The sequence below is a fragment of the Bradyrhizobium sp. RDI18 genome (genome assembly GCF_043203335.1).
In the GTDB taxonomy this organism is placed as follows: domain Bacteria; phylum Pseudomonadota; class Alphaproteobacteria; order Rhizobiales; family Xanthobacteraceae; genus Bradyrhizobium; species Bradyrhizobium retamae.
In genome coordinates, this window is sequence record NZ_JBICRN010000008.1 from 6,774,403 (window position 1) to 6,799,949 (window position 25,547).

Sequence of the window (25,547 nt, forward strand, 5' to 3'; positions counted from 1 at the left end):
CGCGGCATATTGCACCGCCGCACGACCTAGGTCGCTTTGTGAGTAAAGCGGACATAGGCTTCAGCGCTTCACGCCAAGTTTGTGAGTACACGGCCTAGTTTACGGAAGCGGCGGGGCCGGGCCGAAGAAGCCGACGATCTTGACCAGACGGCCGTCGGGACCGACCTCGCCGAAATCGATCGACGTGTCGCCGCAGGTTCCATCAGGGCGTACGAGGCGCCAGAGGAAGCGGACCACATGGTGATGCACATCGATGCCGCTCATGAACTCCGGCCGAGCGCCGGGCCGGCTGGCCAGCACTTCACCGATCTTCTCCGCCAGCGCGTCGCGTCCGGCTAGCGAGACGTTCGGATCGAGATAGACGCCGTTGTCGCTCCAGCATTGCGCGAGCAGGGCGCGTCTGGCCGCATCGTCCGGCTCGTTCCATGCCGCCATGTACTGCGTTACGGTTTTCGCGATTGCGCTCCTGTCCATCCGTGGTGTCCTTGAACTTCGGTCTCTACAGGGTTCACTCTGCAAGGAATTCCGAAGTTCGTCACTTACATCCGAGGTAATTGCCGTCCTGACGCGATGGTCTAGATTGTCGGCATGGCTGTTTCAGACACGAACTCGCACGAAATCCCGGCTGGACATTTCAGCCGCCTGCTGAAGCACTGGCGCAGCGTTCGCCGGCTGACCCAGATCGAACTGGCGGCGGACGCAAACGTGTCGGCCCGGCATCTATGCTTTCTGGAGACCGGCCGGTCGCAGCCGAGCCGCGAGATGGTGCAGCTACTCGGCAGCGCGCTCGACCTGCCGCTCGAGGAGCGGAATGCCCTGCATGTCGCCGCGGGCTTCGTGCCGCCCTATGGCGACAAGGGGCTGGCGGCCGACAATTTGCAGCCGGTGCGGCAGGCGCTGGACTTCATTCTCCGGCAGCAAGAGCCCTATCCGGGGATCGTGATCGACGGGCATTGGGACGTTCGCATCCGCAATCAGGCGTCGGCGCGGCTGCTAAAGCCTTTCCGCGATGCGTACGAAATGGAAAACGGCCTTGCGGACAACGCCATGCACGTCGTCTTTCATCCAAAAGGGCTTGCGGCAGTTCATGCTGAACTGGGACGAGTTCGCGCGGCAGTTGATCCTGATCCTGCACCGCGACGTGGCGCAGGGCAGCCGGGCCGCGGTGCAATTGCTCGATGAAATCATGGCCTATCCGGGGTTGTCGGCCGATTGGCGGCTGCCGCGGCATCCGCAGGCGTCTTCGCCGGTCATGACGATGCACCTGGCCAAGGGCGACTATCGTCTCGCCTTCTTCTCCACCTTCACGACGCTGGCGATGCCGATGGACGCGGCGCTGCAGCAAATCAAGATCGAGTGCTTCTTTCCGGCTGATGATGCGACCGCCAGGAAGGCGCACCAACTGGCCCTTTCACAAAGTTCGGGAGACAAGAATGCAGCATGCCCTGCGGAATGATCCATCGGCCGGGACGATGGACGAACTGCGTGCCCTGAACGCCCGCTTCATCCATAATTTCGTAACGCGCGACGTGGCCTCGCACGAAGCATTACTGCACCCTGATTTCATCAATATCTGGCCGACCGGCCAGCGGTGGGATCGCGCGACCTATCTGAAATATTGGGCGACCGCCTTCGATCCTAACGTTATCGTCTACTGGGACGTCCGTGACGAGCTCGTCACCATCATCGGAGACGTTGCGCTGGTGCGCTCCACCAACAAGCACATCCGCCGCCGCGACGGTAACGAAGTGACCGGCATGACCATGTACACCGATACGTATCTGTTCGAGAACGGCGCATGGAAGTGCATCCAGGCTCAGCTCACGGCGGTGGCTCCCGAGCACTATCCCCCCGACGATACGATCGTCAGCGTCTATATCGAGGGAACGCTTCAGCCGCGGGCGAATTGAACTGCGAAGGCCGCTCCACCCACTTGGGCGTGGACGGCGGATGAGCATGCCGTTAACGTCCGGCTTTCCCGTGAGGACAGCCATGTTCAAGCTCTACTACGCCCCCGGTACCTGCGCACTCGCATCGCATATCGCTCTGGAAGAGGCCGGCGCCGCCTACACGGCAGAGCGGCTCGACTTCAAGAACAGCCAGCAGACCACCCCGCAATATCTTGCCATCAACCCGAAGGGCCGCGTGCCCGCGCTGGTGACGGACCGCGGCACGCTGACCGAAACGCCGGCGATCCTCGCCTTCATTGCGAGCAGTTTTCCAAAGGCGCAGCTTGCGCCCGAAGATCCCTTCGCCTTCGCGCAGGCGCAGTCCTTCAACAGCTATCTCTGTTCCACCGTGCATGTGTCCCACGCCCACAAGATGCGCGGCTATCGCTGGGCGGCCGAGGAGTCCTCGCTTGCCGATATGAAGCGCAAGGTGCCGGAGACCATGGCCGCCGGCTTTGCGCTGATCGAGCGCGAGATGCTGAAGGGGCCGTGGGTGATGGGCGAGCAGTACACGATCTGCGATCCCTATCTGTACACCATCGCGGGCTGGCTGGAGGGCGATGGCGTCGATCTATCCAAGCTTCCGAAGGTCGTCGCACATCGCAAGCGGATGGAAGGGCGGCCAGCGGTGCAGAAGGTGCTGGCGGAGGAGAAGGCATGATTTCGTAAGGGTGGGCAAAGGCGCTCTTGCGCCGTGCCCACCATGTATCCTCAAATTCCACGTGGATGGTGGCACGTCGCCGTGCTCCTTTGTCCACGCTACGCAGCGCGCTTGGACGCGCGCTCCATCTCGCGGCCGATGCCGAGCATGATGTTGCGCAGCCAGATCGAGCCGGGGTCCATCTGGGCGCGGGTCGGATAGAACATGAACTGCTCGTCGATTCCGGGATCGAGCGGCGGCGCGACGATCGAAAGCGACAATTGCTTCGACAGCGCACCGATCAGCCGGCGCGGCACGAAGGCGACGAGATCGGTGCGCGCGGCGACGTGCAGCGCCTCGAGATAGCCCGGCACGACCAGCGCGATCCGCCGCTCGATGCCCTTGGGGCGCAACCACATGTCGATCAGGTCCTCGTTCTGGCCGCGGATCACGACCGCGACATGGCGCGCGTCGAGAAAGGTCTCGATCCGCTTCAGCCGCGCGCCGGCGGGATGACCGCGCCGGACGGCGAGCGCGTCGCTGTCGGTGTAGAGCCGTTGCCGATGAAATCCGGTGAAGGCGTTGCCGATCGAGATCACGAGATCGATGGTGCGGGCGAATTCCGCGGTGAAGATCGCCGGCCCGCGCCATGGTACCACGTCGATCCGGACGTTCGGCGCAGCCTTGGTGATCTTCTCCATCAGCGGCGGCATCAGAAGCTCGACCGCCAGATCCGGCATCATCAGGCGAAACTGGCGCTCGCTCCGCGCAGCGTCGAACTCATCGGCGATGAACAGCGAGCGTACCTGGTCGAGCGCCTGCGCCAGCGGCGCGCGCAAGGCTTGCGCCCGCGGCGTCAACTCCATGCGCGCGCCGGTTCGAACCAGCAGTGGATCTCCGATCAGGTCGCGCAGCCGCTGCAGCGCGTGGCTCGCCGCCGGCTGCGACAGCCCGATCCGCATCGCGGCGCGGCTGACGCTGGTTTCCCTCAAGAGCGCGTCGAGAGCCACCAGCAGATTGAGGTCAAGCGAATTCAAATTCATCAAGTGAATATATATCATACTCTCTATTGATTGGAAGAATGCCGCGCGGCGCGTGATGATGTCGACATCGGATCAAAGGAGAAGCCGCCATGAGCGCAGCAGCGAACAAAAAGCTAGTGCAGCAAATCTATGCAGATTCAGCGAACCGCAGCGGAACGACCTTTCTCGACAATATCGCCGAGGACGTCACCTGGGTCGTCACCGGCCAGTATTCCTGGTCGGGCGAATTCAAGGGCCGTGAGGCTATCAATAGCGGCCTGATGGGTCATCTGCGGTCACTGCTCGCCGCCGGGCGGCCGCGCACGCTGGCGTTCAACTTCATAGCGGAAGGCGATTACGTCGTGGTCGAAGCCCGCGGCGACAACGTCACCAAGGCCGGAGAGCGATACGACAATCAGTATTGCATGGTGTGGCGCATCGAGAACGGCAAGATCAAGGAGATCAAGGAATATTGCGATTCCGCGCTGGTCGAGCGCGTGCTCGGGCCGTTCCCGGCGGAGCGAAAGCTTGCCGTTGCGGTTTAGAGCGCGCATGGAACGGCCGAGCTGAAAATCAAAAACGGCGCCCGCAAGAGCGCCGTTTTTACCTGAATGCGTTCGTTCGGTCAGGCGGCCTTCACCGACATATGCCTGAACATGTTGCTGCGGGCCTCGTCGTCCATCTCGATCTTGAACTTGAAGTTATCCTTCAGCGCGATCGCCTTGGCCGCCGCGGGACGCGCGGAGATCTCGTCGACCAGCCGCTTGACGTTGGGATATTTCGCCGCCGCATCATCGCCCATCACGAACGCGGCCATCCGCGCCCAGCCCCACAGCGCCATGTCGACGATGGTATATGTGTCGCCCACCATATATTTGCGGCCGGCGAGATGATCATTGAGGACGGCGTAGTGGCGCTGCGCCTCGAACTGGTAGCGGTTGTGGGCGTAGTCGTGGTTCTGGTCCTTCGGCGCGAAATGCTTGAAGTGCACCGCCTGTCCCGAGTACGGGCCGACGCCGGTCGCCACGAACATCAGCCAGGACAGCATCTGTGCGCGATTTTGCGGCGTGTTGGCGGGCAAAAACTTGCCGGTCTTTTCGGCCAGATAAAGCAGGATCGCGTTGCTGTCGAACACCGTGACGCCGTCGTCGTCGATGGCGGGCACCTTGGCGTTCGGATTGATGGCGAGGTATTCCGGCTTGAACTGGTCGCCCTTGCGGGTGTCGACCGCAACCGGCTGATACGCGATGCCGGCTTCCTCCAGGAAGAGGGCGACCTTGGTCGGGTTCGGCGACCCGTTGAAATAGAATTTGAGCATTTGGAATTCCCCGATTGCTTCTTGCAGCAAGGCTTGTTGCGGACTTTGACCACGGCGGCATTACCGCCGGCGCCACGTCCATGCTCAAACTTTTAAAAGGAGCGCAAGCGACGAGTTCGTGACCAAGTCGGCGAGCTTACGATAGCGCAAGGCCGCCTATGCCGACGACGGCCAGACCCGCACCGGCAGCGATCATGACGGACGCAAAGCGCACTTCCGAACGCAGCGCCGTTCGTTGGCCTGCGCGTTCCGATCCTCGCGCATAGCCGTGGACGATGATCTGCTCGCTGAACGTGCCGCTGGCATCGAGAATGTCGGTCAGACCTGCGCAGGCGACCAGAATGCCGAGGATGATCAGCCCAGCCGGACCCAGCAAGCTCAACAGCAGCATCGGAAACAGGCCGATCAGGAAGATCGGCAGCAGCGGCAGCACAATGAAGGACTCGGAGCCTCGCGTGCGCATGGGAGCAATCTCGTAATGGGAAAATGAATGTAGCTCATTTACCTTTAAATAGGGGCGAAAAGGCGCAACGCCACCTGCAAGCGTGGCACGGCTGCCATGCCGGCCAATCACGCCGGCTGCGCATGGTCTGGGCAAGCCGCATTTTGAGCCATGTCGGCCCGCAAACCGTACGCATGTTACGGTGCTTTGGCGCGGCCCTGCCATCGGGCCGCCACCCGGACGCGATGTGGTGAACCAGGCCCTAACCCACCGCCATCCCGGAGCGGATTTCGGCGCGCAGTTCGTCGATCAGCTTGAGGCCGTTCTTGGTTTCGACGTGCCAGAAGGTCCAGCCGTTGCAGGCGCCGGAGCCCTGGGCGACCGCACCGATGCGGTGGATCGAGCCGACCTTGTCACCGAGCATGATGGCGCCGTCGGCGCGGACCAGCGCGCCGTGGCGCTTCTTGGAGTCGACCAGTTTGGTGCCGGGCGGAATCATGCCGCGCTCGATCAGTTCGGAGAATGCCACGCGCGGGGCGTCGCGCGCCGTCATGAACGGCGCCAGCGTCGCCTCGGGCAGCGGTTCGACCGCTGCGATGCGTTCTTCGGCCGCAGCCGCATAGGTCTTTTCGCGCTCGAAGCCGATGTAGCGACGGCCGAGACGCTTTGCCACGGCGCCTGTCGTGCCGGTGCCGTTGAAGGGATCGATCACGAGATCGCCGGGCTTTGACGACGACAACAGCACGCGCGCCAGCAACCCTTCCGGTTTCTGGGTCGGGTGCACCTTCTTGCCGTCGGCGCCCTTGAGGCGTTCCTCGCCGGTGCAAAGCGGGATCAGCCAGTCGGAACGCGCCTGCACGTCCTCGTTGGCGGCCTTCAGGGCCTCATAGTTGAACGTATAGCCCTTGGCCTTCTCGTCGCGCGCCGCCCAGATCATGGTTTCATGGGCATTGGTGAAGCGGCGGCCGCGGAAATTCGGCATCGGATTGGTCTTGCGCCAGACGATATCGTTAAGAACCCAAAAGCCGAGGTCCTGCATGATCGCGCCGACGCGGAAAATATTGTGATACGAGCCGATCACCCACAGCGTGGCCGACGGTTTCATGACGCGGCGGCAGGCGAGCAGCCAGGCGCGGGTGAAATCATCATAAGCGGCGAACGACGAAAACTTGTCCCAGTCGTCGTTTACGGCATCGACATGGGATTCATCGGGGCGCTTCAGATCGCCCTTGAGCTGCAGGTTGTACGGCGGATCTGCGAACACCAGATCGACCGAACCGGCCGGAAGCTTCGACATCTCGGCGACGCAATCGCCGACGACGATACGCACGCTTGAGTCAGACTCAAATTTGGTGCGGGGCGCCCTTGCAGACGCCCCGCGACGCGACACAACCATGACTCAATTACTCTGACTCAGGCGACGCTGTCGGCGACGCGGGACTAAACAACCGACTGGCGATACATTGACCGGGCAAAGTAAAAATCGACTTAACCAAGAAAGTTATCGACGCAGAATGCGAAGAGAGATCATCGGCAAGATTACCAGCAAAGATTGCGGCGGCTTGCGCACTAGGCAATTTTTGCCGGGCGGGTTATTGATTAATGAAATGGAAATTTTACGTGACTGCCGCGTTGAAGGTTCGGGCCGACAGCCGGGGATGAGGAAATAGCGCCATGCGTTACGATGATTTCCGCCGCAGCGACGAGATCGAAGACCGTCGCGACCAGGGCGGCGGCGGAATGGGTGGCGGCGGCGGCTTCGGCCTGCCGATGGGCGGCGGCGGGCTCGGCATCGGCACCATCATCGTGCTCGGCCTCGTCGGATATGCCTTCGGCATCGATCCACGCATCCTGATCGGCGGCGCCGAAATCCTGACCGGCGGCGGTCAGGCGCCGACCTACCAGACCGATCGCCGGTCCGGACCGGCCAAGACCGGCGCGCCGAAGGATGAAGTCGGCAGCATGATCGCCGGTATTCTCGGTGAGATCGACGACCGCTGGAGCGAGATCTTCCAGTCCAGCGGGCAGAATTATACCGGCCCGCGCATCGTGCTGTTTCGCAACGCCACCAATGGCGGCCGCTGCGGCATGGCGCAGTCGGCGATGGGGCCGTTCTACTGCCCGCCGGACAAGCAGATCTTCCTCGATACCAGTTTCTTCCGCGAAGTCGAAACGCGCTTCCGCGGCTGTTCAGGCAGTGCCTGCAAGTTCACCGCCGCCTACATCATCGCGCATGAAGCGGGACATCACATCCAGAACCTGCTCGGCATCCTGCCGCGCGTGCAGCGATTGCAGCAGCAGGCCGGCAGCAAGGCGGAAGCCAATGCGCTGCAGGTCAAGGTCGAGCTGCAGGCGGATTGTCTTTCCGGCGTCTGGGTCAATCGCGAAGAGAAGAAGCGTCCGGGCTTCATCGAGCCCGGCGATATCGATGCGGCACTGAGGACGGCAACCGCGATCGGCGACGACACGCTGCAGCGGCAGTCGACGGGCAGGGTGGTGCCCGACAGCTTCACCCACGGCTCGGCAGCGCAGCGCAAGCAGTGGTTCATGACCGGTTACCAGCAGGGCACGGTGCAGGCCTGCAACACGTTTGCGGCGGGAGCACTGTGACGGTCTCGTGCCCCGGATGCTGCGCAGCGCCAAGAGCGCGTTCACGCGCGTCTTCGACGCGCTATGGTGATGCGCTGCTGATCCGGGGCCCATGCTACTCGGACACAAATAGGTCCCGGCTCTGCGGCGCATCGCTACGCGCTGCACCGCGTCCGGGACACGGGGAAAGCGCAAATGTCCTCCACCGATGAAACCAAACAATTCGTGCCGCTCAACATCGCGGTGTTGACGATCTCGGATACCCGCTCGCTGGCGGACGATAAATCCGGCGCCACGCTGGCCGACCGGCTGACGGCGGCAGGCCATCATCTTGCCGCGCGCGAGATCATTGTCGACGACGTCGATGCGATCCGCGTCATCATCAAGCGCTGGATCGCCGATCCTGGCGTCGATGCGATCATCACCACTGGCGGCACCGGTTTCACCGGCCGCGACGTGACGCCGGAGGCGGTTGAGCCCCTATTCGAAAAGCGGATGGATGGTTTTTCCATCGCCTTCCACATGCTGAGCCATGCCAAGATCGGCACGTCGACGGTGCAGAGCCGCGCCACCGCCGGCGTGGCGGGGGCGACCTTCATCTTCTGCCTGCCGGGATCGCCGGGCGCTTGCCGCGATGCATGGGACGGCATCCTCGCCGCCCAGCTCGACTACCGCACGCGCCCGTGCAATTTCGTCGAGATCATGCCGCGGCTGGATGAGCACCTGCGGCGGCCTAAAGCCCAAGGCGCGTCGGCCTGACCAGCCACGCCCATAACGCACGCCACATGTTGTGCCAGGCCTCGACGCGCAATTGACGTGCGCGCCTGGTATGGAACGCGATCAATTCCGGCGTGACGCGCCGCGAGGTATCGCGGCGCGCGGGCTTCACAGATCCAGCTCCCAGGTTTCGCCGATCAGGTCTTGACCGAAGCTGCGGTGCGGCTCGGTGGCGACCAGCTTGAAGCCGGCTTCCTGGTAGATTTTGCGGGCGGCGACCAGGATGCTCTGGGTCCACAGCGTGATCCGGCGATAGCCGCAGGCCCTCGCGAACGCGACGCATTCGCCGACCAGCCGATGACCCAGACCCTGTCCGCGTCCGGCCGGTTCAACCAGCAGCAATCGCAGCTTCGCTACGTCATCGGTGTGCCGCACCAGAAATATCGAGCCGACCTGCGCACCTTCGATATCGGCGATCCAGCAACGTTCCCGCGACGCGTCGAATGAGGCGAGGAATTTCGCCGCGATCTCGGCGACGAGCCCCTCGAACGAGGAATCGAAGCCGTATTCGCGGGCGTAGAACGCGCCGTGGCTCTGCACCACCCATCCCATGTCGCCGGGACGCGGCCCGCGCAGCACCGCGGGTGAGGGCAGCCCGCCGGATTCACCGAGCAGCCGTTCGATCTCGGCCATCGCCCCGATCAAGCGCGCTTTGCCGTCGCGCGGCAACTTTGCCAGCATCGCTGCAACTTCGTCCTGCATGCTGCGCTCGAGTTTTGCGAATGTCTGACGCCCCTTGGCCGTCAGTGCGAGCCGGTATTGCCGGCGGTCGGACGGCAGCGGTTCGCGGGTGATCAATCCGGCTTCATCGAAATTCTGCACGATCCGGCTGAGATAGCCGGCATCGAGACCCAATTCGGCTCCGATCTCCTTCGCCGAGAGATTTTCACGGTGGGCGAGTTCGTACAGCACCCGCGCCTCGCTCAGCGAGAAGGGGCTCTTCAGTAGATGCTGGTCCAGCACGCCGAGCTTGCGGGTGTAGAAGCGGTTGAAGGCGCGAACCGCCTGGACCTGATCGACGGATTGAGACATCGCACACCTCTATAATTGCCATTGTCAAATAATTATTTGACTATGGCAAGTATATTTGTGCTGCGAAACACGGTTGCGAGCGGGGTGAGGGGCCGTGACGGCATGCCCCCGACGCTAGCCGCGCGCGTCGAGATCGATTCTACTTTGCATGGGGTTGTTTTCGCGATTTTGGGTGTGGGCGCTGCGATGTACCGCCGTACTGCGAAGCTAGGCGCCGACCATGATCCGGCTGCGCAACTGGGTGCGCGCCGAGCGGCCGAGCTGCCGCAGCAGCCGCGTCTCGGAGCGGCGGGCATCCGGCCGGTAGCCGCCGAGCCGGTCGTAGTGATCGCGGGCGATCAGGAGCCCCTGTTCCGCCGATGGCCCGGCGATCATGCGGGCGACGAATTTGAAGCCGTCGCGCAGCCGCGTCTCGGCATAGGGCGAGCGGGCATAGCGAAATACTGCGGCACGCGGCCGTCCGCTGTTCGATACGTTCTGGATGAACTGCGTGGTCTCTTCGATCCAGCCGCTGTCGAGCACCGCGCCGGCGTGCAGGAACATCAGCCATGGCGAGCGCGACGCCCGCGCCCCGGCGGCCAGCGCCGCGGCGTGTGTTCCATCGAACTTAAGAAAGCGGCAACCGGCCACGTCGGCCACCCGTTCGATCACGCCGTTGCCGGCCCGGTCGACCAGCAGCACCTCGCGGATGACGCCGGCTGCGGCTCCCGGCACCAACGCTGCCAGCGTGGCGACGGCGGGCTGTTCTATTCCTTCGGTCGGAATGATCACGCTCAACATGAGTGAGGTTTTCGACGGCTCAAACGGTGAAAAACGCTGCACAGTTATCATCTTGTCACAATCAAAACAGCCGCTTGCGTGCAGATTTTTGCGGCATCGGGCGCTGGCTCCGTTTCCGTTGTCTGCGCTTCCGGTGATTTGTTGCTGACGATGTTCTTGATTTGTTCTTGATGCGTGCTATGTTCGCTCCATGAGCCGAGCATCCTCTCATGCCCTCAAGCACCCGCCTGTCACGGCGCCCTCCGAGCCGGCGGGTGCGACACCTTTTCCCGAGCTCGCGGTCGCCATCGAACGCCAGCGGCGGCGCGGCCGCGGCGCGCAGTCCAACGACAGCGGCCGGTTCGAAGCCGAGGCGCGGGTCGCCTTCGACGATGGCTGGCAGAGTCTGGACGACCTGCCGCCGTTCAAGACCACGGTATCGCTCGATACCTCGCGCAAGGTCATCACCCGCAACGACTCGCCCGACATCGGTTTCGACCGCTCGATCAATCCCTACCGCGGCTGCGAGCATGGCTGCGTCTACTGCTTCGCGCGGCCGACCCACGCCTTTCTCGGCCTGTCGCCCGGACTCGATTTCGAGATCCAAATTGCTCGCCAAGCCGGACGCGCCGGAATTGCTCGAGAAGGAATTGGCGGCGCCCGGTTACGAGCCGCGAATGATCGCGATCGGCACCAACACCGATCCTTATCAGCCGATCGAGCGCGAGCACAAAATCATGCGCGGCATTCTCGAAGTGCTCGATCGGGCCGGTCATCCCGTCGGCATCGTCACCAAATCGGCGCTGGTGACGCGCGACATCGATATTCTGCAGCGAATGGCGAAGCGCAATTTGGCAAAGGTCGCGATTTCCGTGACCACGCTCGACCCCAAGCTCGCCCGCACGATGGAGCCGCGCGCCTCGACGCCGCCGAAGCGGCTGGAGGCGCTGCGGCAATTGTCGCAGGCCGGCATCCCCGCCACCGTGATGGTCGCACCCGTTATTCCCGCGCTGAACGATTCCGAGATCGAACGCATTCTCGATGCCGCGGCTCATGCCGGCGTCAAGGAGGCGAGCTACGTGCTGCTGCGGCTGCCGCTCGAAGTGCGCGACCTCTTTCGCGAATGGCTGATGGCGAATTATCCCGACCGTTACCGTCACGTCTTCACCCTGATCCGCGACATGCGCGGCGGGCGCGACTACGACTCGCAATGGGGTACGCGGATGAAGGGCACCGGCCCGATGGCATGGATGATCGGACGGCGGTTCGAAATCGCCTGCGAGAAGCTCGGCCTCAACAAGCGGCGTTCGAAACTGACGACCGATCATTTCGTCAAGCCGAAGCGAAGCGGGCAGCAACTAAGTCTGTTCTAAGTGGTTGTCGTCATTGCGAGCCAACGGGTCGCGCGAATGCGCGCCCTATGACAGGCTCCGCGACGCAATCCATCGCGCCAAGCAAGGAAGAATGGATTGCTTCCGCCTTAGCTCGCCGAGCTACGGCGGAAACGTCGCTTCCGCTTCTCGCAATGACGGATGGAGATTTGCATGAGTACTGGCAGGCCAATCCCCCGGTTCACGGTCATCACGCTCGGCGTCAACGATATCCGCGCCAGCATCGCCTTTTATGAGGCGCTCGGTTTTGCAAGAAAAATGCGCGCAACCGGTGAGGCCGTCGCTTTCTTCGACACCGGCGGCACGGTGATTGCGCTCTACCCGTGGGATCAACTCGCCGGCGACGCCAAGCTGCCGGATCAGCCGCGGCCGAAGACGTTTCGCGGCACGACGCTCGCCTGGAATTGCAGCTCTACCAAGGAGGTGGACGCTGCGCTCGATTTCGCCATCTCCTGCGGCGCGTCGCTGTTGAAGCCCGCGCACAAGACCGACTACGGCGGCTATTCCGGCTATTTCGCCGATCCCGACAACCACACTTGGGAAGTCGTGGTGGCGCCCGGCATCGAGGTCGGCGAGGACCGGCGGGTGCACCTGCCGGACTAATCGCGCGACGTCGCGGCAGCGCCACTTCTCCCGGCCGGTGAATTGCCGTATTGCGGTTTGATGAACCAGCAGCCCGCGCCAGCGCGTCGGAAGAGCAGCCGCTCGTCATTCTGACAACGCCGCGTCTGATTCTGCGCGCTGCGGCTGAAAGCGACATATCGGTCCTGCAGGATCTGATTCTTGGCGATAGCGATGTGATGCGCTTGGCATTTGCCGGCGCGCCGCTGGCAAGGGACGCTGCCGAGGATTTCATTCGGCGATTCTTCACCTTCGGTGGCAGCCCCACGGGGATGGCGGTTCTGGCCGAAAAGCCTGCGGGTGAAATCATCGGCTTTGCCGGCTTGTCCCCATGCGATGCGTTGGGAACTAACGATTTTGAGATCGGGTTTGTCCTTGCGCGCCGGGTATGGGGCCGCGGGATCGCGACCGAAATTGGGAAGGCGCAGCTCGCTTTCGGGTTCGACCAACTCAAATGCAGCAGATTACTTGGACTGGTCGATCCGAGAAATGCGCCATCCATTCATGCCCTCGAGAAGCTCGGAATGCGTTACCGGCAGACGATTGCCGAGCCCAAGCGCGGCAGCCGGAGCGTTTATGTGATTGAGGCCGGGGAGTGGCGACGAGGTCGCGCTGAATAACGGGAATTGTGCCAGGTTCCCGGTTGCGCGCGGCCGCGCGCTGGCGCACGAATCCCGGCCATGATTCGGGACAAATCCACCAAGAAAACTGACGGGAAGTCGGCCAAGAAAGCCGGCAAGGAAGAGGCCGAGCCGCCCAAGGGCGTGATCACGCTTGCCCCGCCGAGCTTTCGCCGCGAGCGGGCGCTGATCAAGCGCGGCGTCTGGCCGGTTGCCGGCTGCGACGAGGCCGGGCGCGGTCCCTTGGCCGGGCCGGTGGTGGCGGCCGCTGTCATCCTCGATCCCAAGCGAATCCCCAAAGGCATCGACGATTCCAAGCGGCTGACGCCCGAACGCCGCGAGGAATTGTTCGAGGAGATCTGCGCCACCTCGTCCTTTGCGGTCGCCTTTGCCTCGCCTTCGCGGATCGACCGCGACAATATCTTGCGCGCTTCGCTCTGGGCGCTGGCGCGTTCCGTGCGCGCGCTGCCCGAAATGCCGAAGCATGTGTTCGTCGACGGCCGCGACAAGATCGATGCGCCCTGCGACTGCGACGCCGTGATCGGCGGCGACGGCATCGTCATGTCGATCGCCGCAGCCTCGATCATCGCCAAGGTGACGCGCGACCGCCTGATGAGCGCATTGGCGCTGGATTGCCCGGGCTACGGCTTCGAAAATCACAAGGGCTACGCCGTGCCGGAACATCGCGAGGCGCTGGACCGATTAGGCCCGAGCATCCACCACCGCAGATTTTTCGCGCCGGTGATTGCCGCGCGGCTGAAACATGACCCGGAGAGCACCGAGCGCGATCTATTCACGGTGGATATCACAGCAGAGACGGAGATCGAGTCTGAGATTTCGGCGGCTATTTGACTCGGCTGCGATTTTTTCCTGACACAAACCGCTAACCCGTTCGCCTGAAACGCTGCAGTTGCCTCGGCGGCTCGTGCGCTCTATCAAAAGTGCTGGGGACAGGGCTGCCCGGCCCGGCATTCGGACGTTTCATGCGCTTCACCTCGCTCGTTGTCGAACTGATCCGCGCGCGGCCGCGGCTGGTGGTCTGGCTCGTGGTGTTGGTCCAGGCCGCAATTTGGCTGATCCTGCCGATGCTGCTGTACCGCAGCCCGCCCGGCGATCTTGCGACCGTGCTGGCCTTCGGCCGGGAATACCAGGTCGGAACATGGCTCGGTCCGCCGTTGGCGTTCTGGCTCGCCGATATCGCGTTTCGCGCCGCCGGCAACCATATGTTCGGCGTCTATCTGCTGGCGCAGGTCTGCGCCGTCGTTACCTTCTGGATCTACTATCAACTGGGCCGCGCGATTGTCGGCGGACAGCAGGCGGTGCTCGCGGTGCTGCTGTCGATGACGGTGGTGGCCTTCTCTTCGCCCGGCGTCGAGTTCGGCCCGCTGGTGCTGGCGCGCCCGCTATGGGCGCTGCTTTTGCTGCATTCCTGGCAATTGATCGGCCAGAACCGGCGCAACGCCTGGTTCGCCTGGTCGATCGAGGCCGGGCTTTTGCTGCTGACGACGCCGGCCGCGCTCGGATTGCTGCTGCTGCTCGCCGGATTTGCCGTTGCCACCGCGCGGGGGCGGCGCATGCTGATGTCGCTCGATCCGCTCTATGCGCTGCTCGTGATCGCCGTCCTGGTCTTGCCTTATCTGATCTGGTTGCTCCGCGCCGATGCGCTCGCGATGCCGCCATGGCCCGCGATCTACGATCTCGGCGGGCGCATCCTGCAATGGGGCTGGCTGCTCGTTGGCCTCGTGCTCGCAATGTCCGCCATCGTGCTGCTGGCGATCCTCAACTCCGGCCGGTTCGTCCGCCATGCCGGGGAGGCGCCGATTATCTATCGCCCGCCGGTCGATCCGTTTGCGCGCGACTTCGTCTATTTCTTTGCGCTTGCGCCGGCGCTGCTCGGAAGCCTGATCGCGGGCACCTTCAACCTCGATCACGTCGTCGGCGGGGAGGGCGTCGCCTTGCTGATGTCGGGGCTCGCCGTAATCATGGCGAGCGGCGATCTGATCCATCTGCGGCGCCAGCGCCTGTTGCGGACGCTGTGGGCGGCGGCGGTCGTCGCGCCTGCCTTGGTGACGATCGCGGCCACGCTGTTTTTGCCGTGGACCGCGAACGAAGTGCCGACCTCGCTGCCGGCAAAGGCGATCGCGCATTTCTTCGGCGACAGCTTTGAGCGCCGGACCAACCAGCGCCTGCGGGCGGTGGCCGGCGATCCGCAATTGGCAAGCTTCATCGCCATGAACAGCGGACGTCCGCATCTGTTGCTCGATGCCACGCCGGAGCGAACCCCATGGCTGTCGGTCGCGAAATTCAACGAGACCGGCGGTGTCGTGGTCTGGCGCGCCTCCGACACCTCGGGCGCGCCACCGCCCGACATCGCGCAACGCTTTCCCGGCCTGGTGCCGGAAGTGCCGCGCGCCTTCGAATGGATGGTGAACGGCCGCCAGCCATTGCTGCGGATCGGCTGGGCAATCGTGCGGCCGAAGGCGCCGTGAGGTCTTGCACCGGCGTGGGTCCCGGCTCTGCGGTGCACCGCCAAGACGCGCTGCACCGCGTCCGGGACACGAGCTAATTTGCTTGCTCCAGCGCCTTCGCGATCGCGCGTAGGTCCTGCCAGGACATCCGCTTGTAGGATGGCGAGCGCAACAAATAGGCCGGGTGGAACGTCGCCATGGCGCGGATCGTGCGGGTGCCGGTGTCGTAGTCGAACCACCTGCCGCGGGTCTTCATGATGCCATCGCGGGTCGACAGCAGCGTTTGCGTCGAGGGGTTGCCGAGCGTCACCAGCATGTCGGGGTTCACGAGTTCGATGTGCCGCTGGATGAACGGCAGGCAGATTTGCGTCTCCTGCGGCGTCGGCGTTCGGTTGCCGGGCGGCCGCCACGGGATCACGTTGGCGATGTAGGCCTTGCTGCGGTCCAGTCCGATTGCCGCGATCATCCGGTCCAGCAACTTGCCGGAACGTCCGACGAAGGGCAGGCCCTCGATGTCCTCGTCGCGTCCGGGTGCTTCGCCGACGAACATGATGCGCGCCTGCGGGTTGCCGTCGGCAAATACCAGCCGCGTCGCGGTGTTTCGGAGCGCGCAGCCCTCGAAAGTTTCCAGGAGCGCACGCAGCGCTTCCAGCGTCGGCGCCGTTCGCGCCGCCTCGCGCGCGAGAGCGATGGCGGCTTCAGGCGCGGGCGCTATTTCGCTGCGCGGAACCGCCGGCACCGCGGCGGGCAATTCCCGACGGGGCGGGATGGCGCAGTCTCGCGGACAGCGATGGGGGGAGCAGGGGTGTCCGGCTCGGTCAGCCGATCGACTGGTTCCTCCATCAACGCGCAATCGACCCCGGCCTCCAGATAAAAAGCCAGCAATTGCCTGACATTAGGCGCGGGTTCGGAGATCAAATCCATGTTGCCAATCTAATATGGATCGAGCCGGCGTGAAACGCCTCGCGTTGCATTTCCATGGTTGTCCTCCCCGCAAAAATCGGAAACAACGAGCCTTTAGAGCCGTTCTCAATTGGGCTGAGATCAGATCATGAGTGCAGAAGAACTTCCTCCCCGCGAATCCATGGAATTCGACGTCGTGATCGTCGGCGCCGGGCCGTCAGGGCTGGCTGCCGCGATCCGGCTGAAGCAGCTCAATGCCGATCTCAGCATCGTCGTGGTGGAGAAGGGTTCCGAGGTCGGCGCGCACATCCTGTCGGGTGCGGTGATCGACCCGGTGTCGCTCGACAAGCTGATCCCGGATTGGCGTGAGGACGCCGATTGCCCGCTGAAGACGGAGGTCAAGGACGACCGCTTCTACTGGACCACCGCGACCAGCGCGATCCGGCTGCCGAACTTCGCAATGCCGCCGCTGATGAACAATCATCACTGCTATATCGGCTCGCTCGGCAATGTCTGCCGCTGGCTGGCGCCAAAGGCCGAGGCGCTCGGCGTCGAAATCTATCCCGGCTTTGCCGCGACCGAAGTGCTGTACGACGATAACGGCGTGGTGCGGGGTATCGCGACCGGCGACATGGGCATCGCCAGGGACGGCAGCCACAAGGATTCCTACACCCGCGGCATGGAGCTGCTGGGCAAATACACGCTGTTCGCCGAAGGTGCGCGCGGCAGCCTGAGCAAGGAACTGATCGCGAAATACTCGCTCGACGCGAAAAGCGAGCCGCCGAAATTCGGCATCGGGCTGAAGGAAGTCTGGGAGATCGATCCCGCCAAGCACCAGAAGGGCCTTATCCAGCATTCGTTCGGCTGGCCGCTGAACAACAAGACCGGCGGCGGCTCGTTCCTCTACCATTACGACGACAACAAGGTGGCCGTCGGTTTCGTCGTGCATCTCAATTACGACGATCCGTATCTCTCGCCGTTCGACGAATTCCAGCGCTTCAAGACGCATCCCGCCATTCGAACCGTGTTCGAAGGTGGCAAGCGTATCTCCTACGGCGCGCGCGCTATCACCGAGGGCGGCTATCAGTCGGTACCGCGCTTAAGTTTCCCGGGCGGCGCGCTGATCGGCTGCGCGGCGGGCTTCGTCAACGTGCCGCGCATCAAGGGCGTGCACAACGCAATGGGCAGCGGCATGCTCGCGGCCGAACACGTTGCGGCAGCGCTCGGCGCCGGCCGCGCCAATGACGAGCTGGTGGAATACGAAAACGCCTGGCGCGATTCCGCCGTAGGTCGAGACCTGCACCGGGTCCGCAACGTCAAGCCGCTATGGTCGAAATTTGGCACCATCATCGGCGTGGCGCTGGGCGGCTTCGACATGTGGTGCAACACGCTGGGCTTCTCGCTGTTCGGAACCCAGTCGCACGCCAAGTCCGACCGCAAGACGCTGGATCCGGCCAAGGCGCATGCGCCGATCGCCTATCCCAAGCCGGATGGCAAGCTCACCTTCGACAAGTTGTCCTCGGTGTTCCTCTCCAACACCAACCATGAGGAGGACCAGCCGGTTCATCTCAAGGTCGCCGACATGAACCTGCAAAAGGCGTCCGAGTACGATGTCTATGCCGGTCCGTCGAACCGCTATTGCCCGGCCGGCGTCTACGAATGGGTCGAGGAGGCCTCGGGTCCGCGCTTCCAGATCAACGCCCAGAACTGCGTCCACTGCAAAACCTGCGATGTGAAAGACCCGAACGGCAATATCACCTGGGTTCCGCCGGAAGGCGGCGGTGGGCCGAATTACCAGGGCATGTAAGAGGCCGTATAGACCACGATTGCGTGAGTTGGAGGAGGGTGATACCGCCTCCGGCCACGATACCGCCACAGTAAAAGCGTTTCCGGGTTGGGCTGGCTAAATCGGAGCCCTAAGGCCTATCTGCCAATCGATTCGCCAACCCGTATCCTTGCGGTTGAAGGCCAAAAGCGGCATTGTCGCTGCCTGAGATGCCGCCGCTTGGGTTTGCATTCGAGACCGATCGTAACGATCCCGCCATACATCCTGGAGCTAGGCGAACTGTGATGCTTTCCACTCGTATGAATCGTTGGACCATCGCCGCAATTACTGTTGCCAGCCTGGCCGCGCCCGGCGTGGCGTGGGCCCAGACGCCCGAACATACGGCCGACAACGCCGCGCAATTCCCCACTAAATCCGATCTGAAGTCGCTGACGACGGCCGGCAGCTATCTCGCCGCGCGCCATGCCAGTGTCGAGCGCGATGCGGCCTCGGCTGCGGCATTCTATCGCTCCGCGCTGCGCACCGATCCAAAGAACAACGAACTCCTGGATCGCGCCTTCATCTCTTCGCTTGCCGATGGCGACATCGATGAAGCGGTCAAGCTCGCCGATCGCATCCTGACGATGGACAAGGCGAACCGCGTCGCGCGGCTGGTGGTCGGCGTCCGCGACCTCAAGCAGAAGAAATATGCGGCCGCGCAGCTCAACATCAATCAGTCGATCCGCGGACCGATCACCGACCTGGTGGCGACGCTGTTGTCGGGATGGGCGAGCTACGGCGCCGGCGATGCCAAGACCGCGGTGGCCAATATCGACAAGCTGACCGGCCCCGAATGGTATCCGATCTTCAAGGATCTCCACACCGGCATGATCCTGGAGATCTCGGGCAAGGACAAGGACGCCGGCACGCGGTTCGAGCGCGCCTACAAACTCGACGATTCGATGCTGCGCGTATCCGACGCCTATGCGCGCTGGCTGTCGCGCAACAAGGATGGCGCGGCGGCGGCTGGCATTTACGAAGCGTTCGACAAGAAGTTGCCGCGGCATCCGCTGGTGCAGGAAGGCCTGCGCGAGACCCGGGCCGGCAAGAAGATGTCGGCGCTGGTCGATTCGGCGCAGGCCGGCGCGGCCGAGGCGCTGTACGGCATCGGCGCCACGCTGACCCGCCGCGGCGGCGAGGATCTGGCGCTGGTCTATCTGCAGCTCGCGCTCTATCTGCAGCCCAATCATCCGCTGGCGCTGTTGTCGCTCGCCGATCTCTACGAGTCCGTGAAGAAGCCGCAGATGGCGATCAAGGTCTACGAGCGCATGCCAGCCAGTTCGCCGCTCAAGCGCAATGCGCAGATCCAGCTCGCCACCAATCTCGACGCCGCCGACCGCAGCGAAGAGGCGATCAAGATCCTCAAGGGCGTCACCACGGAGGCGCCGAAGGACATCGAAGCCATCATGGCGCTCGGTAACATCGAGCGCGGCCGCAAGAAATTCAACGATTGCGCCAATACCTATACGCTCGCGATCGACGCGATGCCCGGGGTGACGGACAAGAACACCTGGGTCACTTATTACTATCGCGGCATTTGCGAGGAACGTTCCAAGCAGTGGAGCAAGGCCGAGGCCGACATGCGCAAGGCGCTGGAACTGCAGCCCGAGCAACCGCATGTCCTCAACTATCTCGGCTATTCCTGGATCGACCAGGGCATCAACCTCGACGAAGGCATGAAGATGATCCGGCGCGCCGTCGACCAGCGCCCCGATGACGGCTACATCGTGGATTCGCTGGGCTGGGCGTTTTACCGGATCGGCAATTTTGAAGACGCGGTAAAGCATCTCGAGCGTGCGATCGACCTCAAGCCGGAGGATCCGACCATCAATGACCATCTCGGCGATGCCTATTGGCGCGTCGGGCGGACGCTGGAAGCCAAATTCCAGTGGGCCCATGCCCGCGACCTCAAGCCCGAGGCGGAGGAATTGCCGAAGATCGAAGCCAAGATTGCCAACGGCCTGCCCGAAGACACTTCCTCCGCGGCTTCCGCCGACAAGAAGAAAGAAGATGGCAGGGGTGGCTGAGGCAGGACTTTTGGGGGCTGTTCGGCAATGCCGCTGTTGACTGACAAGGCGCGCGCCAAGGTCAACCTGACCTTGCGGGTGAATGGCCGCCGTGCCGATGGCTACCATGATCTCGAAAGCGTGGTGGCGTTCGCCGACTGCGCCGACCGGCTGACGCTGACGCCGGGTGCGGATCTGGATTTGAAGATGTCGGGACCGCTGGCGCAGGCCTGCGGCGAGACCTCGGACAACCTGGTGCTCAAGGCCGCGCGCCTCTTGGCCGAGCGCGTACCGGATATGAAGGCCGGCAGCTTTACGCTCGACAAGGTCTTGCCGGTCGCGGCCGGAATCGGCGGCGGTTCGGCCGATGCCGCGGCGGCGCTGCGGTTGCTTGCACAGTCGAACGGGCTCGCGCTCGACGATCCCCGCATCGTCGAGGTCGCACAATTGACCGGCGCCGACGTGCCGGTCTGCGTCAACTCACGTAGCTGCGTCATGACCGGCGTCGGCGAAACGCTGCAGCCGCTCAGTCTGCCGAAGATGCCGTGCGTGATGGTCAACCCCGGCGTTGCCGTCGCGACCCGCGACGTTTTCAATGCGCTGGGCCTCCGCAGCGGCGAATTGCTGGTCGGCGTCACCGACGTGCTGCTGCGGGACCGCTGGCCGGACGAGAAGGCATCGCTGGAAGATTGGGTCGAAGCGCTCGCCGCCAGCTCTAACGATCTGGAAGCGCCCGCCATGCGTGTCCAGCCCGTGATCGGCGAGGTCATCGCAGCGCTCAACGCGACCAACGGCGCCTGGCTGGCGCGGATGTCCGGATCGGGCGCGACCTGCTTTGCGATCTACGAGAACACCGTCGAAGCCGGACGCGCGGCGGAGCAGATCCGGCGCGATCACCCCGGATGGTGGGTGCATGCGGGAACGCTGAACTAACTTGCGGGCCGCCGCGCCAGCGCCAGCGAAATACCGAGGCCGGCGATGAACAGCCCCGAGCCCTGCCGCAATCGTTGAAGCAAGTTCGGCCTGCGCGTAAGACCACTGCGCGCCGTCGCCGCCATCATCACCACGATGATATCGACAAGCGTGTTCAGCGCGACCGAGACCAGGCCCAGCGCCATGAACTGGAGCGCCGGATAGCTGCCGGCCGGGTCGAGGAATTGCGGAATGAAGGCCAGGAAGAACGCCGCGGTCTTCGGGTTCAAGGCTTCGACCAGCACGCCTTCCCGAAACGCCTGCTCTGTACCGACCGCGACGGCTTGTTGCGGCAGCAGCTCGCGCGCCTCGCGAAACGTCTTGATGCCGAGCCACACGAGATAGATTGCGCCGGCGAATTTGAGCGCGGTGAACAGCTCAGCGCTGGCCAGGATGAGCGCCGAGACGCCAAGCCCGCCCGCAATCACGTGCACAAGCCCACCGAGCGCAGTCCCGAACGTCGACGCGATACCGGCGCTCTTGCCGCCCGACAGCGTCCGTGCGGCGACGTAGAAGATTCCTGGACCGGGGACGGCGGCGATGACGAGCGCGGCCAAGAGGAACAATGTGAGATTGGTGCTGTTCAATGCGATCTCGCCAGGCAAAATGCCACGACCTGTTCGAGCGCGGTTTTCATCGGCGAGGCCGGGAATAGCGCCAGCGCGTCGACGGCCATTGCGCCGTAGTGCTGGGCGCGGCTGATCGTGTCTTCCAGCGCGCGGTGCTTGGTCATCAGGCCGATGGCATGATCGAGGTCGCTGTTGCCGATCTCGCCACGCTCCAATGCCTTGATCCAGAATTTCCGCTCGCTGTCATTGCCGCGACGGAACGCCAGCACCACCGGCAGCGTGATCTTGCCTTCGCGGAAATCGTCGCCGATGTTCTTGCCGAGTTTCGCGGCCTTGCCGCCATAGTCCAGCACGTCGTCGACGAGCTGGAATGCGATGCCGAGATTCATGCCGACCGAGCGGCATGCGGTCTGCTCGGCCTTCGGCCGGTTGGCGATCACGGGTCCGACTTCGCAGGCGGCGGCGAACAGTTCGGCGGTCTTGCCCCTGATCACGGCGAGGTATTCGTCCTCGGTGGTCGCGGTGTTCTTGGCTGCCGCAAGCTGCATCACTTCGCCTTCGGCGATGGTGGCCGCGGCCGAGGAGAGAATATCGAGCGCACGCAGCGAGCCAACCTCGACCATCATGCGAAAGGCCTGGCCGAGCAGGAAGTCGCCGACCAGCACACTGGCCTCATTGCCCCACAGCATCCGCGCCGACAGCTTGCCGCGGCGCAGCTCGCTCTCGTCGACCACGTCGTCATGCAAGAGCGTCGCGGTGTGCATGAATTCGACGGACGCCGCGAGCTTGATGTGACCATCGCCGGAATAGCCGGCGAGGCCCGCCATCGCCAGCGTCAGCATCGGGCGCAGACGTTTGCCGCCGGATGAGATCAGGTGGTTGGCGACTTCCGGAATCATGGTGACTTCCGATCCCGTGCGCGACAGGATCGTGGCGTTGACCCGCTCCATGTCGGCGGCGACCAGCCCGACCAGCGCATCTATCGAAGCGTTCGACGGGCTTTCGAAGGGTACAATAACCGCCACACGGGTCTCCAATTTTGGCCAATTCGCACTATCCTTGTTCTACAATAGAAAGTGCCGGCAATCGCGGCAAGGGCACGTAGCGGTTGACAGACCCCGTGCCGTCGTCGCATCGGGGCGAAAAAGGAGAACACCACTTGCGGGAATTGGTCAGGACCAACGATATCGTGCTGGTTTCTGCGATCGGCGCGCTGCTCGACGGCGCCAATATCCATCATCTGGTGCTGGACCAGAACATGAGCGTCATCGAGGGATCGCTCGGCATCCTGCCACGCCGCATCCTGGTTCATGAGGACGACAATCGCGCAGCCCGCCAGTTGCTGGCCGAGGCGGGTCTGGCTCACGAATTGCGCCCAGATGAATGACCTCGAACTCACCGAGGATGCGTTTCTCGGCGGGCAATTGCGTTTGAAGCAACTGAAATCAGGACATCGCGCCGGTCACGATGCAGTGCTGCTGGCGGCAGCGACGGCAGCCCGTCCGGGTGACCGCGTGGCCGATCTCGGCGCCGGCGTCGGCGTCGCGGGGCTTTCGGTTGCCAGGCGCGTGGCCGGCGTAGACCTGGTTCTGGTCGAGATCGATGCTGTGCTGGCGGGCCTTGCGCGCGCCAATGCGGAGGCGAATGCGATTCAAGCCGCCGTGATCGTGCTTGACGTGGAGGCCGATGCCACGGCCTTTGCCGCTGCCGGACTCCTTCCTGACAGCTTCGATGCGGTACTGATGAATCCGCCCTTCAACGACCCGGCGCGGCATCGCGTCTCGCCGGACACGGCACGCGGGACCGCGCATATGGCGACCGCAACGACGCTCTCGAAATGGATTCACGCGGCGCGGCGCATTCTCAAATCAAAGGGAGCGCTGACGTTGATCTGGCGTGCCGACGGAATCGGCGAGGTGCTCTCGGCGCTCGATCACGGTTTCGGGAGCCTGCAGGTGCTGCCGGTTCACGGTGACGCACGGGGGCCTGCCAATCGCATCCTGGTTCGCGCCACCAAGGGTGGGCGGGCGCCGACGCAAATCCATCCCGCCCTGATGCTCAATGACGAGCAAGGTCAGCCCCATAAAGGGGTGCAGGATATTCTGGCCGGGAAGGGAACCTTGCCGTTGGCGAACCTGTAAAGTCGGCCCGCAACTCCCAATTACTCGCTATTGCGGAAGCGTCTCGGACTGTTGTTTGGGCGCCGACGTAAAGTGAATCGCGGTCAGAAGGCTGCCGATGAGCATTATCAGCAGGTAGATTTTCATGTCAGTCTCCGCTGCGCCATTGCAGTCTCTCGTCTGCAATGCAAAAGGCGTCCTGCCAAAAGGCGTTCCGGCCTTTCCAATGACATTGGCGTGATAAAAAATGGTTAATTCGAGGTAACGGCATGAGTGAACAATTAAGTGATCGCACGGGATTGCCGGGCCTCATTGACGGGATGAAACGATTCATTCCGGCAAAATTCCGGCCCGACGCTGCGGTCGTTCCGGTGGTTCGCCTGTCGGGCGTCATCGGTGCGGTGACGCCATTGCGGCCGGGCCTGACGTTGGCCGGCATCGCCAAAACGCTCGAACGCGCGTTCGCCACCCGACACGCCAAGGCGGTGGCGCTGGTGATCAATTCGCCCGGCGGCTCGCCGGTGCAATCGCGGCAGATCTATTTGCGGATCAGGCAGCTTGCTGCGGAAAAGAAACTGCCGGTGCTGGTGTTCGTCGAGGACGTCGCGGCATCCGGCGGCTACATGATCGCTTGCGCGGGCGACGAGATATTCTGTGATCCGTCCTCGATCCTCGGTTCGATCGGCGTGGTCGGCGGCAGTTTCGGCTTTCAGGACTTGATCAAGAGGATTGGCGTCGAGCGGCGGCTTTACACGGCAGGCGAGCACAAGGCGATGCTGGACCCCTTCCTGCCCGAAGACCCGGATGACGTCGCCCGCCTGAAGACGCTTCAGCGCGAGATCCACGCCATCTTCATCGCGCTGGTCAAAGGCAGCCGCGGTGCGCGCCTCAAGGGGTCCGACGACGTCCTGTTCACCGGCGAATACTGGGCGGGCGAGAGGTCGGTGTCGCTCGGCCTTGCGGACAAGATCGGCGATCTCCGCTCGACGCTGCGCGAGCGCTATGGTGACAAAGTGCTGACGCCCCTCATCGCGCCGGCAAGCGGGATGCTGGCCGGGCTCTTGGGCCGGAGATCGCCGGGCGCGGGCTCACTGGCCGACGGTATCGGGGGATTGCCGGATGAATTGATTTCGGCGCTCGAAACCCGGGCAATTTGGGCCAAATTCGGGTTCTAGCGATCAACTGGAGGTCAGCGAGCCGCGCCATTTAGTCCCAAAAGCGGAATTGCGGCGCGGACCGGGTTGGGCGACAATGTGGACATTGGGGGCTGACACGTGAACGACAAGGATCGACCGATGCCGCCGCTGATCGCATTCGCGGGTGCCCTGGGTGGGCTTGCCGTGGTCCGCTGGGCCTACAAGACCGCCGTCCGCATCAACAGGGAACTGGAGGAGGCGCGCCTGGCGCGCGTCACCGAGGCGGCCCAGACGGCCGATATTCCGACGCTGCGCCGCGACCCCGTCACGGGAGCTTATCGGCCGGGTTAGATAATCCAGACAAACCGACATCGGCGATGCCGGACCT

At 63.5% G+C, this 25,547-nt stretch carries 27 protein-coding genes and 2 pseudogenes; 19 read left to right on the forward strand and 10 right to left on the reverse strand.

Annotated elements, in window-relative coordinates:
• Positions 1-99: 99 nt before the first annotated feature.
• Positions 100-474, reverse strand: a complete 375-nt coding sequence (locus tag ACFXS9_RS41655; protein ID WP_392699297.1) for a nuclear transport factor 2 family protein — start codon at positions 472-474, stop codon at positions 100-102.
• Positions 475-588: 114 nt separating this feature from the next.
• Here ACFXS9_RS41655 and ACFXS9_RS41660 point away from each other — a divergent pair, with 114 nt between their 5' ends.
• From ACFXS9_RS41660 to ACFXS9_RS41675, 4 genes are all read left to right on the forward strand, one after another.
• A complete protein-coding gene (locus ACFXS9_RS41660) occupies positions 589-1,182 on the forward strand; it encodes a helix-turn-helix domain-containing protein (RefSeq protein WP_392699299.1) in 594 nt (197 codons plus the stop codon).
• On the forward strand, positions 1,088-1,456 hold the full coding sequence (locus ACFXS9_RS41665) for a hypothetical protein (RefSeq protein WP_392699300.1): 369 nt from the start codon (positions 1,088-1,090) through the stop codon (positions 1,454-1,456). The genes ACFXS9_RS41660 and ACFXS9_RS41665 overlap by 95 nt, the downstream gene beginning before the upstream one ends.
• Entirely contained in the window at positions 1,434-1,910 is a 477-nt protein-coding gene (locus ACFXS9_RS41670) for a nuclear transport factor 2 family protein (RefSeq protein WP_392699302.1), read from the forward strand. The genes ACFXS9_RS41665 and ACFXS9_RS41670 overlap by 23 nt, the downstream gene beginning before the upstream one ends.
• Before the next feature lie 82 nt (positions 1,911-1,992).
• Positions 1,993-2,610: a glutathione S-transferase family protein gene (locus ACFXS9_RS41675; RefSeq protein WP_392699303.1), complete on the forward strand. Its 618-nt coding sequence runs from the start codon at positions 1,993-1,995 to the stop codon at positions 2,608-2,610.
• Between the two features lie 98 nt (positions 2,611-2,708).
• Here ACFXS9_RS41675 and ACFXS9_RS41680 read toward each other — a convergent pair whose 3' ends face one another.
• Entirely contained in the window at positions 2,709-3,632 is a 924-nt protein-coding gene (locus tag ACFXS9_RS41680; protein ID WP_392700298.1) for a LysR family transcriptional regulator, read from the reverse strand.
• Between the two features lie 89 nt (positions 3,633-3,721).
• On the opposite strand from ACFXS9_RS41680, the gene ACFXS9_RS41685 reads away from it, so the two are divergent.
• Positions 3,722-4,156, forward strand: a complete 435-nt coding sequence (locus tag ACFXS9_RS41685) for a nuclear transport factor 2 family protein (RefSeq protein WP_392699305.1) — start codon at positions 3,722-3,724, stop codon at positions 4,154-4,156.
• A gap of 80 nt (positions 4,157-4,236) precedes the next feature.
• Here the strand turns inward: ACFXS9_RS41685 and ACFXS9_RS41690 are convergent, their stop codons facing one another.
• From ACFXS9_RS41690 to ACFXS9_RS41700, 3 genes are all read right to left on the reverse strand, one after another.
• Entirely contained in the window at positions 4,237-4,929 is a 693-nt protein-coding gene (locus ACFXS9_RS41690; RefSeq protein WP_392699307.1) for a glutathione S-transferase family protein, read from the reverse strand.
• Positions 4,930-5,065: 136 nt separating this feature from the next.
• Positions 5,066-5,392 carry a hypothetical protein gene (locus ACFXS9_RS41695; protein WP_392699308.1) on the reverse strand — a complete coding sequence of 109 codons (327 nt, stop codon included), beginning with the start codon at positions 5,390-5,392 and terminating at the stop codon, positions 5,066-5,068.
• A gap of 241 nt (positions 5,393-5,633) precedes the next feature.
• Positions 5,634-6,767 carry a site-specific DNA-methyltransferase gene (locus ACFXS9_RS41700; RefSeq protein WP_392699309.1) on the reverse strand — a complete coding sequence of 378 codons (1,134 nt, stop codon included), beginning with the start codon at positions 6,765-6,767 and terminating at the stop codon, positions 5,634-5,636.
• A 278-nt stretch (positions 6,768-7,045) separates the two neighbouring features.
• On the opposite strand from ACFXS9_RS41700, the gene ACFXS9_RS41705 reads away from it, so the two are divergent.
• Together ACFXS9_RS41705 and moaB are read left to right on the forward strand one after the other, a co-directional pair.
• Positions 7,046-7,981 carry a neutral zinc metallopeptidase gene (locus ACFXS9_RS41705; RefSeq protein WP_057841719.1) on the forward strand — a complete coding sequence of 312 codons (936 nt, stop codon included), beginning with the start codon at positions 7,046-7,048 and terminating at the stop codon, positions 7,979-7,981.
• Positions 7,982-8,155: 174 nt separating this feature from the next.
• Positions 8,156-8,719, forward strand: a complete 564-nt coding sequence (gene moaB / locus ACFXS9_RS41710) for a molybdenum cofactor biosynthesis protein B (RefSeq protein WP_392699311.1) — start codon at positions 8,156-8,158, stop codon at positions 8,717-8,719.
• A 126-nt stretch (positions 8,720-8,845) separates the two neighbouring features.
• Here moaB and ACFXS9_RS41715 read toward each other — a convergent pair whose 3' ends face one another.
• Positions 8,846-9,769 (reverse strand): GNAT family N-acetyltransferase, encoded by a 924-nt coding sequence (locus ACFXS9_RS41715; RefSeq protein WP_392699313.1) that lies wholly within the window; start codon positions 9,767-9,769, stop codon positions 8,846-8,848.
• 207 nt (positions 9,770-9,976) lie between these two features.
• Positions 9,977-10,549 carry a glycosyl transferase gene (locus ACFXS9_RS41720; RefSeq protein ID WP_392699315.1) on the reverse strand — a complete coding sequence of 191 codons (573 nt, stop codon included), beginning with the start codon at positions 10,547-10,549 and terminating at the stop codon, positions 9,977-9,979.
• Positions 10,550-10,739: 190 nt separating this feature from the next.
• Between ACFXS9_RS41720 and ACFXS9_RS41725 the strand changes: the two are divergent.
• The 5 genes and pseudogenes from ACFXS9_RS41725 to ACFXS9_RS41745 all read left to right on the forward strand — a co-directional run bounded on the left by ACFXS9_RS41725 (position 10,740) and on the right by ACFXS9_RS41745 (position 15,649).
• Positions 10,740-11,901 (forward strand): annotated as a pseudogene (locus ACFXS9_RS41725) (PA0069 family radical SAM protein).
• A 171-nt stretch (positions 11,902-12,072) separates the two neighbouring features.
• On the forward strand, positions 12,073-12,522 hold the full coding sequence (locus ACFXS9_RS41730; RefSeq protein ID WP_392699317.1) for a VOC family protein: 450 nt from the start codon (positions 12,073-12,075) through the stop codon (positions 12,520-12,522).
• Positions 12,523-12,572: 50 nt separating this feature from the next.
• Positions 12,573-13,160, forward strand: coding sequence for a GNAT family N-acetyltransferase (locus ACFXS9_RS41735; protein WP_392699318.1), 588 nt, complete (start codon positions 12,573-12,575; stop codon positions 13,158-13,160).
• A gap of 60 nt (positions 13,161-13,220) precedes the next feature.
• Positions 13,221-14,012, forward strand: coding sequence for a ribonuclease HII (locus ACFXS9_RS41740; protein ID WP_392699319.1), 792 nt, complete (start codon positions 13,221-13,223; stop codon positions 14,010-14,012).
• A gap of 131 nt (positions 14,013-14,143) precedes the next feature.
• Positions 14,144-15,649 (forward strand): glycosyltransferase family 39 protein, encoded by a 1,506-nt coding sequence (locus tag ACFXS9_RS41745; protein WP_392699320.1) that lies wholly within the window; start codon positions 14,144-14,146, stop codon positions 15,647-15,649.
• Positions 15,650-15,722: 73 nt separating this feature from the next.
• Here the strand turns inward: ACFXS9_RS41745 and ACFXS9_RS41750 are convergent.
• Positions 15,723-16,514, reverse strand: a pseudogene (locus ACFXS9_RS41750) (uracil-DNA glycosylase family protein); the annotation flags it as partial.
• Positions 16,515-16,679: 165 nt separating this feature from the next.
• On the opposite strand from ACFXS9_RS41750, the gene ACFXS9_RS41755 reads away from it, so the two are divergent.
• From ACFXS9_RS41755 to ACFXS9_RS41765, 3 genes are all read left to right on the forward strand, one after another.
• On the forward strand, positions 16,680-18,338 hold the full coding sequence (locus tag ACFXS9_RS41755; RefSeq protein WP_392699322.1) for an electron transfer flavoprotein-ubiquinone oxidoreductase: 1,659 nt from the start codon (positions 16,680-16,682) through the stop codon (positions 18,336-18,338).
• Positions 18,339-18,601: 263 nt separating this feature from the next.
• Positions 18,602-20,383 (forward strand): tetratricopeptide repeat protein, encoded by a 1,782-nt coding sequence (locus ACFXS9_RS41760; RefSeq protein WP_392699324.1) that lies wholly within the window; start codon positions 18,602-18,604, stop codon positions 20,381-20,383.
• A 27-nt stretch (positions 20,384-20,410) separates the two neighbouring features.
• Positions 20,411-21,295, forward strand: coding sequence for a 4-(cytidine 5'-diphospho)-2-C-methyl-D-erythritol kinase (locus ACFXS9_RS41765; RefSeq protein WP_392699326.1), 885 nt, complete (start codon positions 20,411-20,413; stop codon positions 21,293-21,295).
• Here the strand turns inward: ACFXS9_RS41765 and ACFXS9_RS41770 are convergent.
• Positions 21,292-21,921 carry a LysE family translocator gene (locus tag ACFXS9_RS41770; RefSeq protein ID WP_392699328.1) on the reverse strand — a complete coding sequence of 210 codons (630 nt, stop codon included), beginning with the start codon at positions 21,919-21,921 and terminating at the stop codon, positions 21,292-21,294. The two genes, ACFXS9_RS41765 and ACFXS9_RS41770, sit on opposite strands and share 4 nt — an antisense overlap.
• Positions 21,918-22,928 (reverse strand): polyprenyl synthetase family protein, encoded by a 1,011-nt coding sequence (locus ACFXS9_RS41775; RefSeq protein WP_392699330.1) that lies wholly within the window; start codon positions 22,926-22,928, stop codon positions 21,918-21,920. The genes ACFXS9_RS41770 and ACFXS9_RS41775 overlap by 4 nt, the downstream gene beginning before the upstream one ends.
• Positions 22,929-23,062: 134 nt before the next feature.
• Between ACFXS9_RS41775 and ACFXS9_RS41780 the strand changes: the two genes are divergently transcribed.
• From ACFXS9_RS41780 to ACFXS9_RS41795, 4 genes are all read left to right on the forward strand, one after another.
• Complete coding sequence (locus ACFXS9_RS41780) at positions 23,063-23,290, forward strand: DUF2007 domain-containing protein (protein ID WP_392699332.1); 228 nt, start codon at positions 23,063-23,065, stop codon at positions 23,288-23,290.
• The gene (locus tag ACFXS9_RS41785) at positions 23,283-24,044 is read left to right on the forward strand and encodes a tRNA1(Val) (adenine(37)-N6)-methyltransferase (RefSeq protein WP_392699334.1); all 762 of its coding nucleotides are present in this window, start codon (positions 23,283-23,285) and stop codon (positions 24,042-24,044) included. The genes ACFXS9_RS41780 and ACFXS9_RS41785 overlap by 8 nt, the downstream gene beginning before the upstream one ends.
• 248 nt (positions 24,045-24,292) lie before the next feature.
• On the forward strand, positions 24,293-25,198 hold the full coding sequence (locus ACFXS9_RS41790) for a S49 family peptidase (protein WP_392699336.1): 906 nt from the start codon (positions 24,293-24,295) through the stop codon (positions 25,196-25,198).
• A 120-nt stretch (positions 25,199-25,318) separates the two neighbouring features.
• Entirely contained in the window at positions 25,319-25,510 is a 192-nt protein-coding gene (locus tag ACFXS9_RS41795) for a hypothetical protein (RefSeq protein WP_057849531.1), read from the forward strand.
• The last annotated feature ends 37 nt before the right edge of the window (positions 25,511-25,547 follow it).

Excerpts from the sequence above, each read along its gene's own strand:
- ACFXS9_RS41655 (WP_392699297.1), bottom strand. The coding sequence starts at position 474 with ATGGACAGGAGCGCAATCGCGAAAACCGTAACGCAGTACATGGCGGCA.
- ACFXS9_RS41660 (WP_392699299.1), top strand. The coding sequence starts at position 589 with ATGGCTGTTTCAGACACGAACTCGCACGAAATCCCGGCTGGACATTTC.
- ACFXS9_RS41665 (WP_392699300.1), top strand. The coding sequence starts at position 1,088 with ATGCTGAACTGGGACGAGTTCGCGCGGCAGTTGATCCTGATCCTGCAC.
- ACFXS9_RS41670 (WP_392699302.1), top strand. The coding sequence starts at position 1,434 with ATGCAGCATGCCCTGCGGAATGATCCATCGGCCGGGACGATGGACGAA.
- ACFXS9_RS41675 (WP_392699303.1), top strand. The coding sequence starts at position 1,993 with ATGTTCAAGCTCTACTACGCCCCCGGTACCTGCGCACTCGCATCGCAT.
- ACFXS9_RS41680 (WP_392700298.1), bottom strand. The coding sequence starts at position 3,632 with ATGAATTTGAATTCGCTTGACCTCAATCTGCTGGTGGCTCTCGACGCG.
- ACFXS9_RS41685 (WP_392699305.1), top strand. The coding sequence starts at position 3,722 with ATGAGCGCAGCAGCGAACAAAAAGCTAGTGCAGCAAATCTATGCAGAT.
- ACFXS9_RS41690 (WP_392699307.1), bottom strand. The coding sequence starts at position 4,929 with ATGCTCAAATTCTATTTCAACGGGTCGCCGAACCCGACCAAGGTCGCC.
- ACFXS9_RS41695 (WP_392699308.1), bottom strand. The coding sequence starts at position 5,392 with ATGCGCACGCGAGGCTCCGAGTCCTTCATTGTGCTGCCGCTGCTGCCG.
- ACFXS9_RS41700 (WP_392699309.1), bottom strand. The coding sequence starts at position 6,767 with ATGGTTGTGTCGCGTCGCGGGGCGTCTGCAAGGGCGCCCCGCACCAAA.
- ACFXS9_RS41705 (WP_057841719.1), top strand. The coding sequence starts at position 7,046 with ATGCGTTACGATGATTTCCGCCGCAGCGACGAGATCGAAGACCGTCGC.
- moaB (WP_392699311.1), top strand. The coding sequence starts at position 8,156 with ATGTCCTCCACCGATGAAACCAAACAATTCGTGCCGCTCAACATCGCG.
- ACFXS9_RS41715 (WP_392699313.1), bottom strand. The coding sequence starts at position 9,769 with ATGTCTCAATCCGTCGATCAGGTCCAGGCGGTTCGCGCCTTCAACCGC.
- ACFXS9_RS41720 (WP_392699315.1), bottom strand. The coding sequence starts at position 10,549 with ATGTTGAGCGTGATCATTCCGACCGAAGGAATAGAACAGCCCGCCGTC.
- ACFXS9_RS41730 (WP_392699317.1), top strand. The coding sequence starts at position 12,073 with ATGAGTACTGGCAGGCCAATCCCCCGGTTCACGGTCATCACGCTCGGC.
- ACFXS9_RS41740 (WP_392699319.1), top strand. The coding sequence starts at position 13,221 with ATGATTCGGGACAAATCCACCAAGAAAACTGACGGGAAGTCGGCCAAG.
- ACFXS9_RS41745 (WP_392699320.1), top strand. The coding sequence starts at position 14,144 with ATGCGCTTCACCTCGCTCGTTGTCGAACTGATCCGCGCGCGGCCGCGG.
- ACFXS9_RS41755 (WP_392699322.1), top strand. The coding sequence starts at position 16,680 with ATGAGTGCAGAAGAACTTCCTCCCCGCGAATCCATGGAATTCGACGTC.
- ACFXS9_RS41760 (WP_392699324.1), top strand. The coding sequence starts at position 18,602 with ATGCTTTCCACTCGTATGAATCGTTGGACCATCGCCGCAATTACTGTT.
- ACFXS9_RS41765 (WP_392699326.1), top strand. The coding sequence starts at position 20,411 with ATGCCGCTGTTGACTGACAAGGCGCGCGCCAAGGTCAACCTGACCTTG.
- ACFXS9_RS41785 (WP_392699334.1), top strand. The coding sequence starts at position 23,283 with ATGAATGACCTCGAACTCACCGAGGATGCGTTTCTCGGCGGGCAATTG.
- ACFXS9_RS41790 (WP_392699336.1), top strand. The coding sequence starts at position 24,293 with ATGAGTGAACAATTAAGTGATCGCACGGGATTGCCGGGCCTCATTGAC.
- ACFXS9_RS41795 (WP_057849531.1), top strand. The coding sequence starts at position 25,319 with ATGCCGCCGCTGATCGCATTCGCGGGTGCCCTGGGTGGGCTTGCCGTG.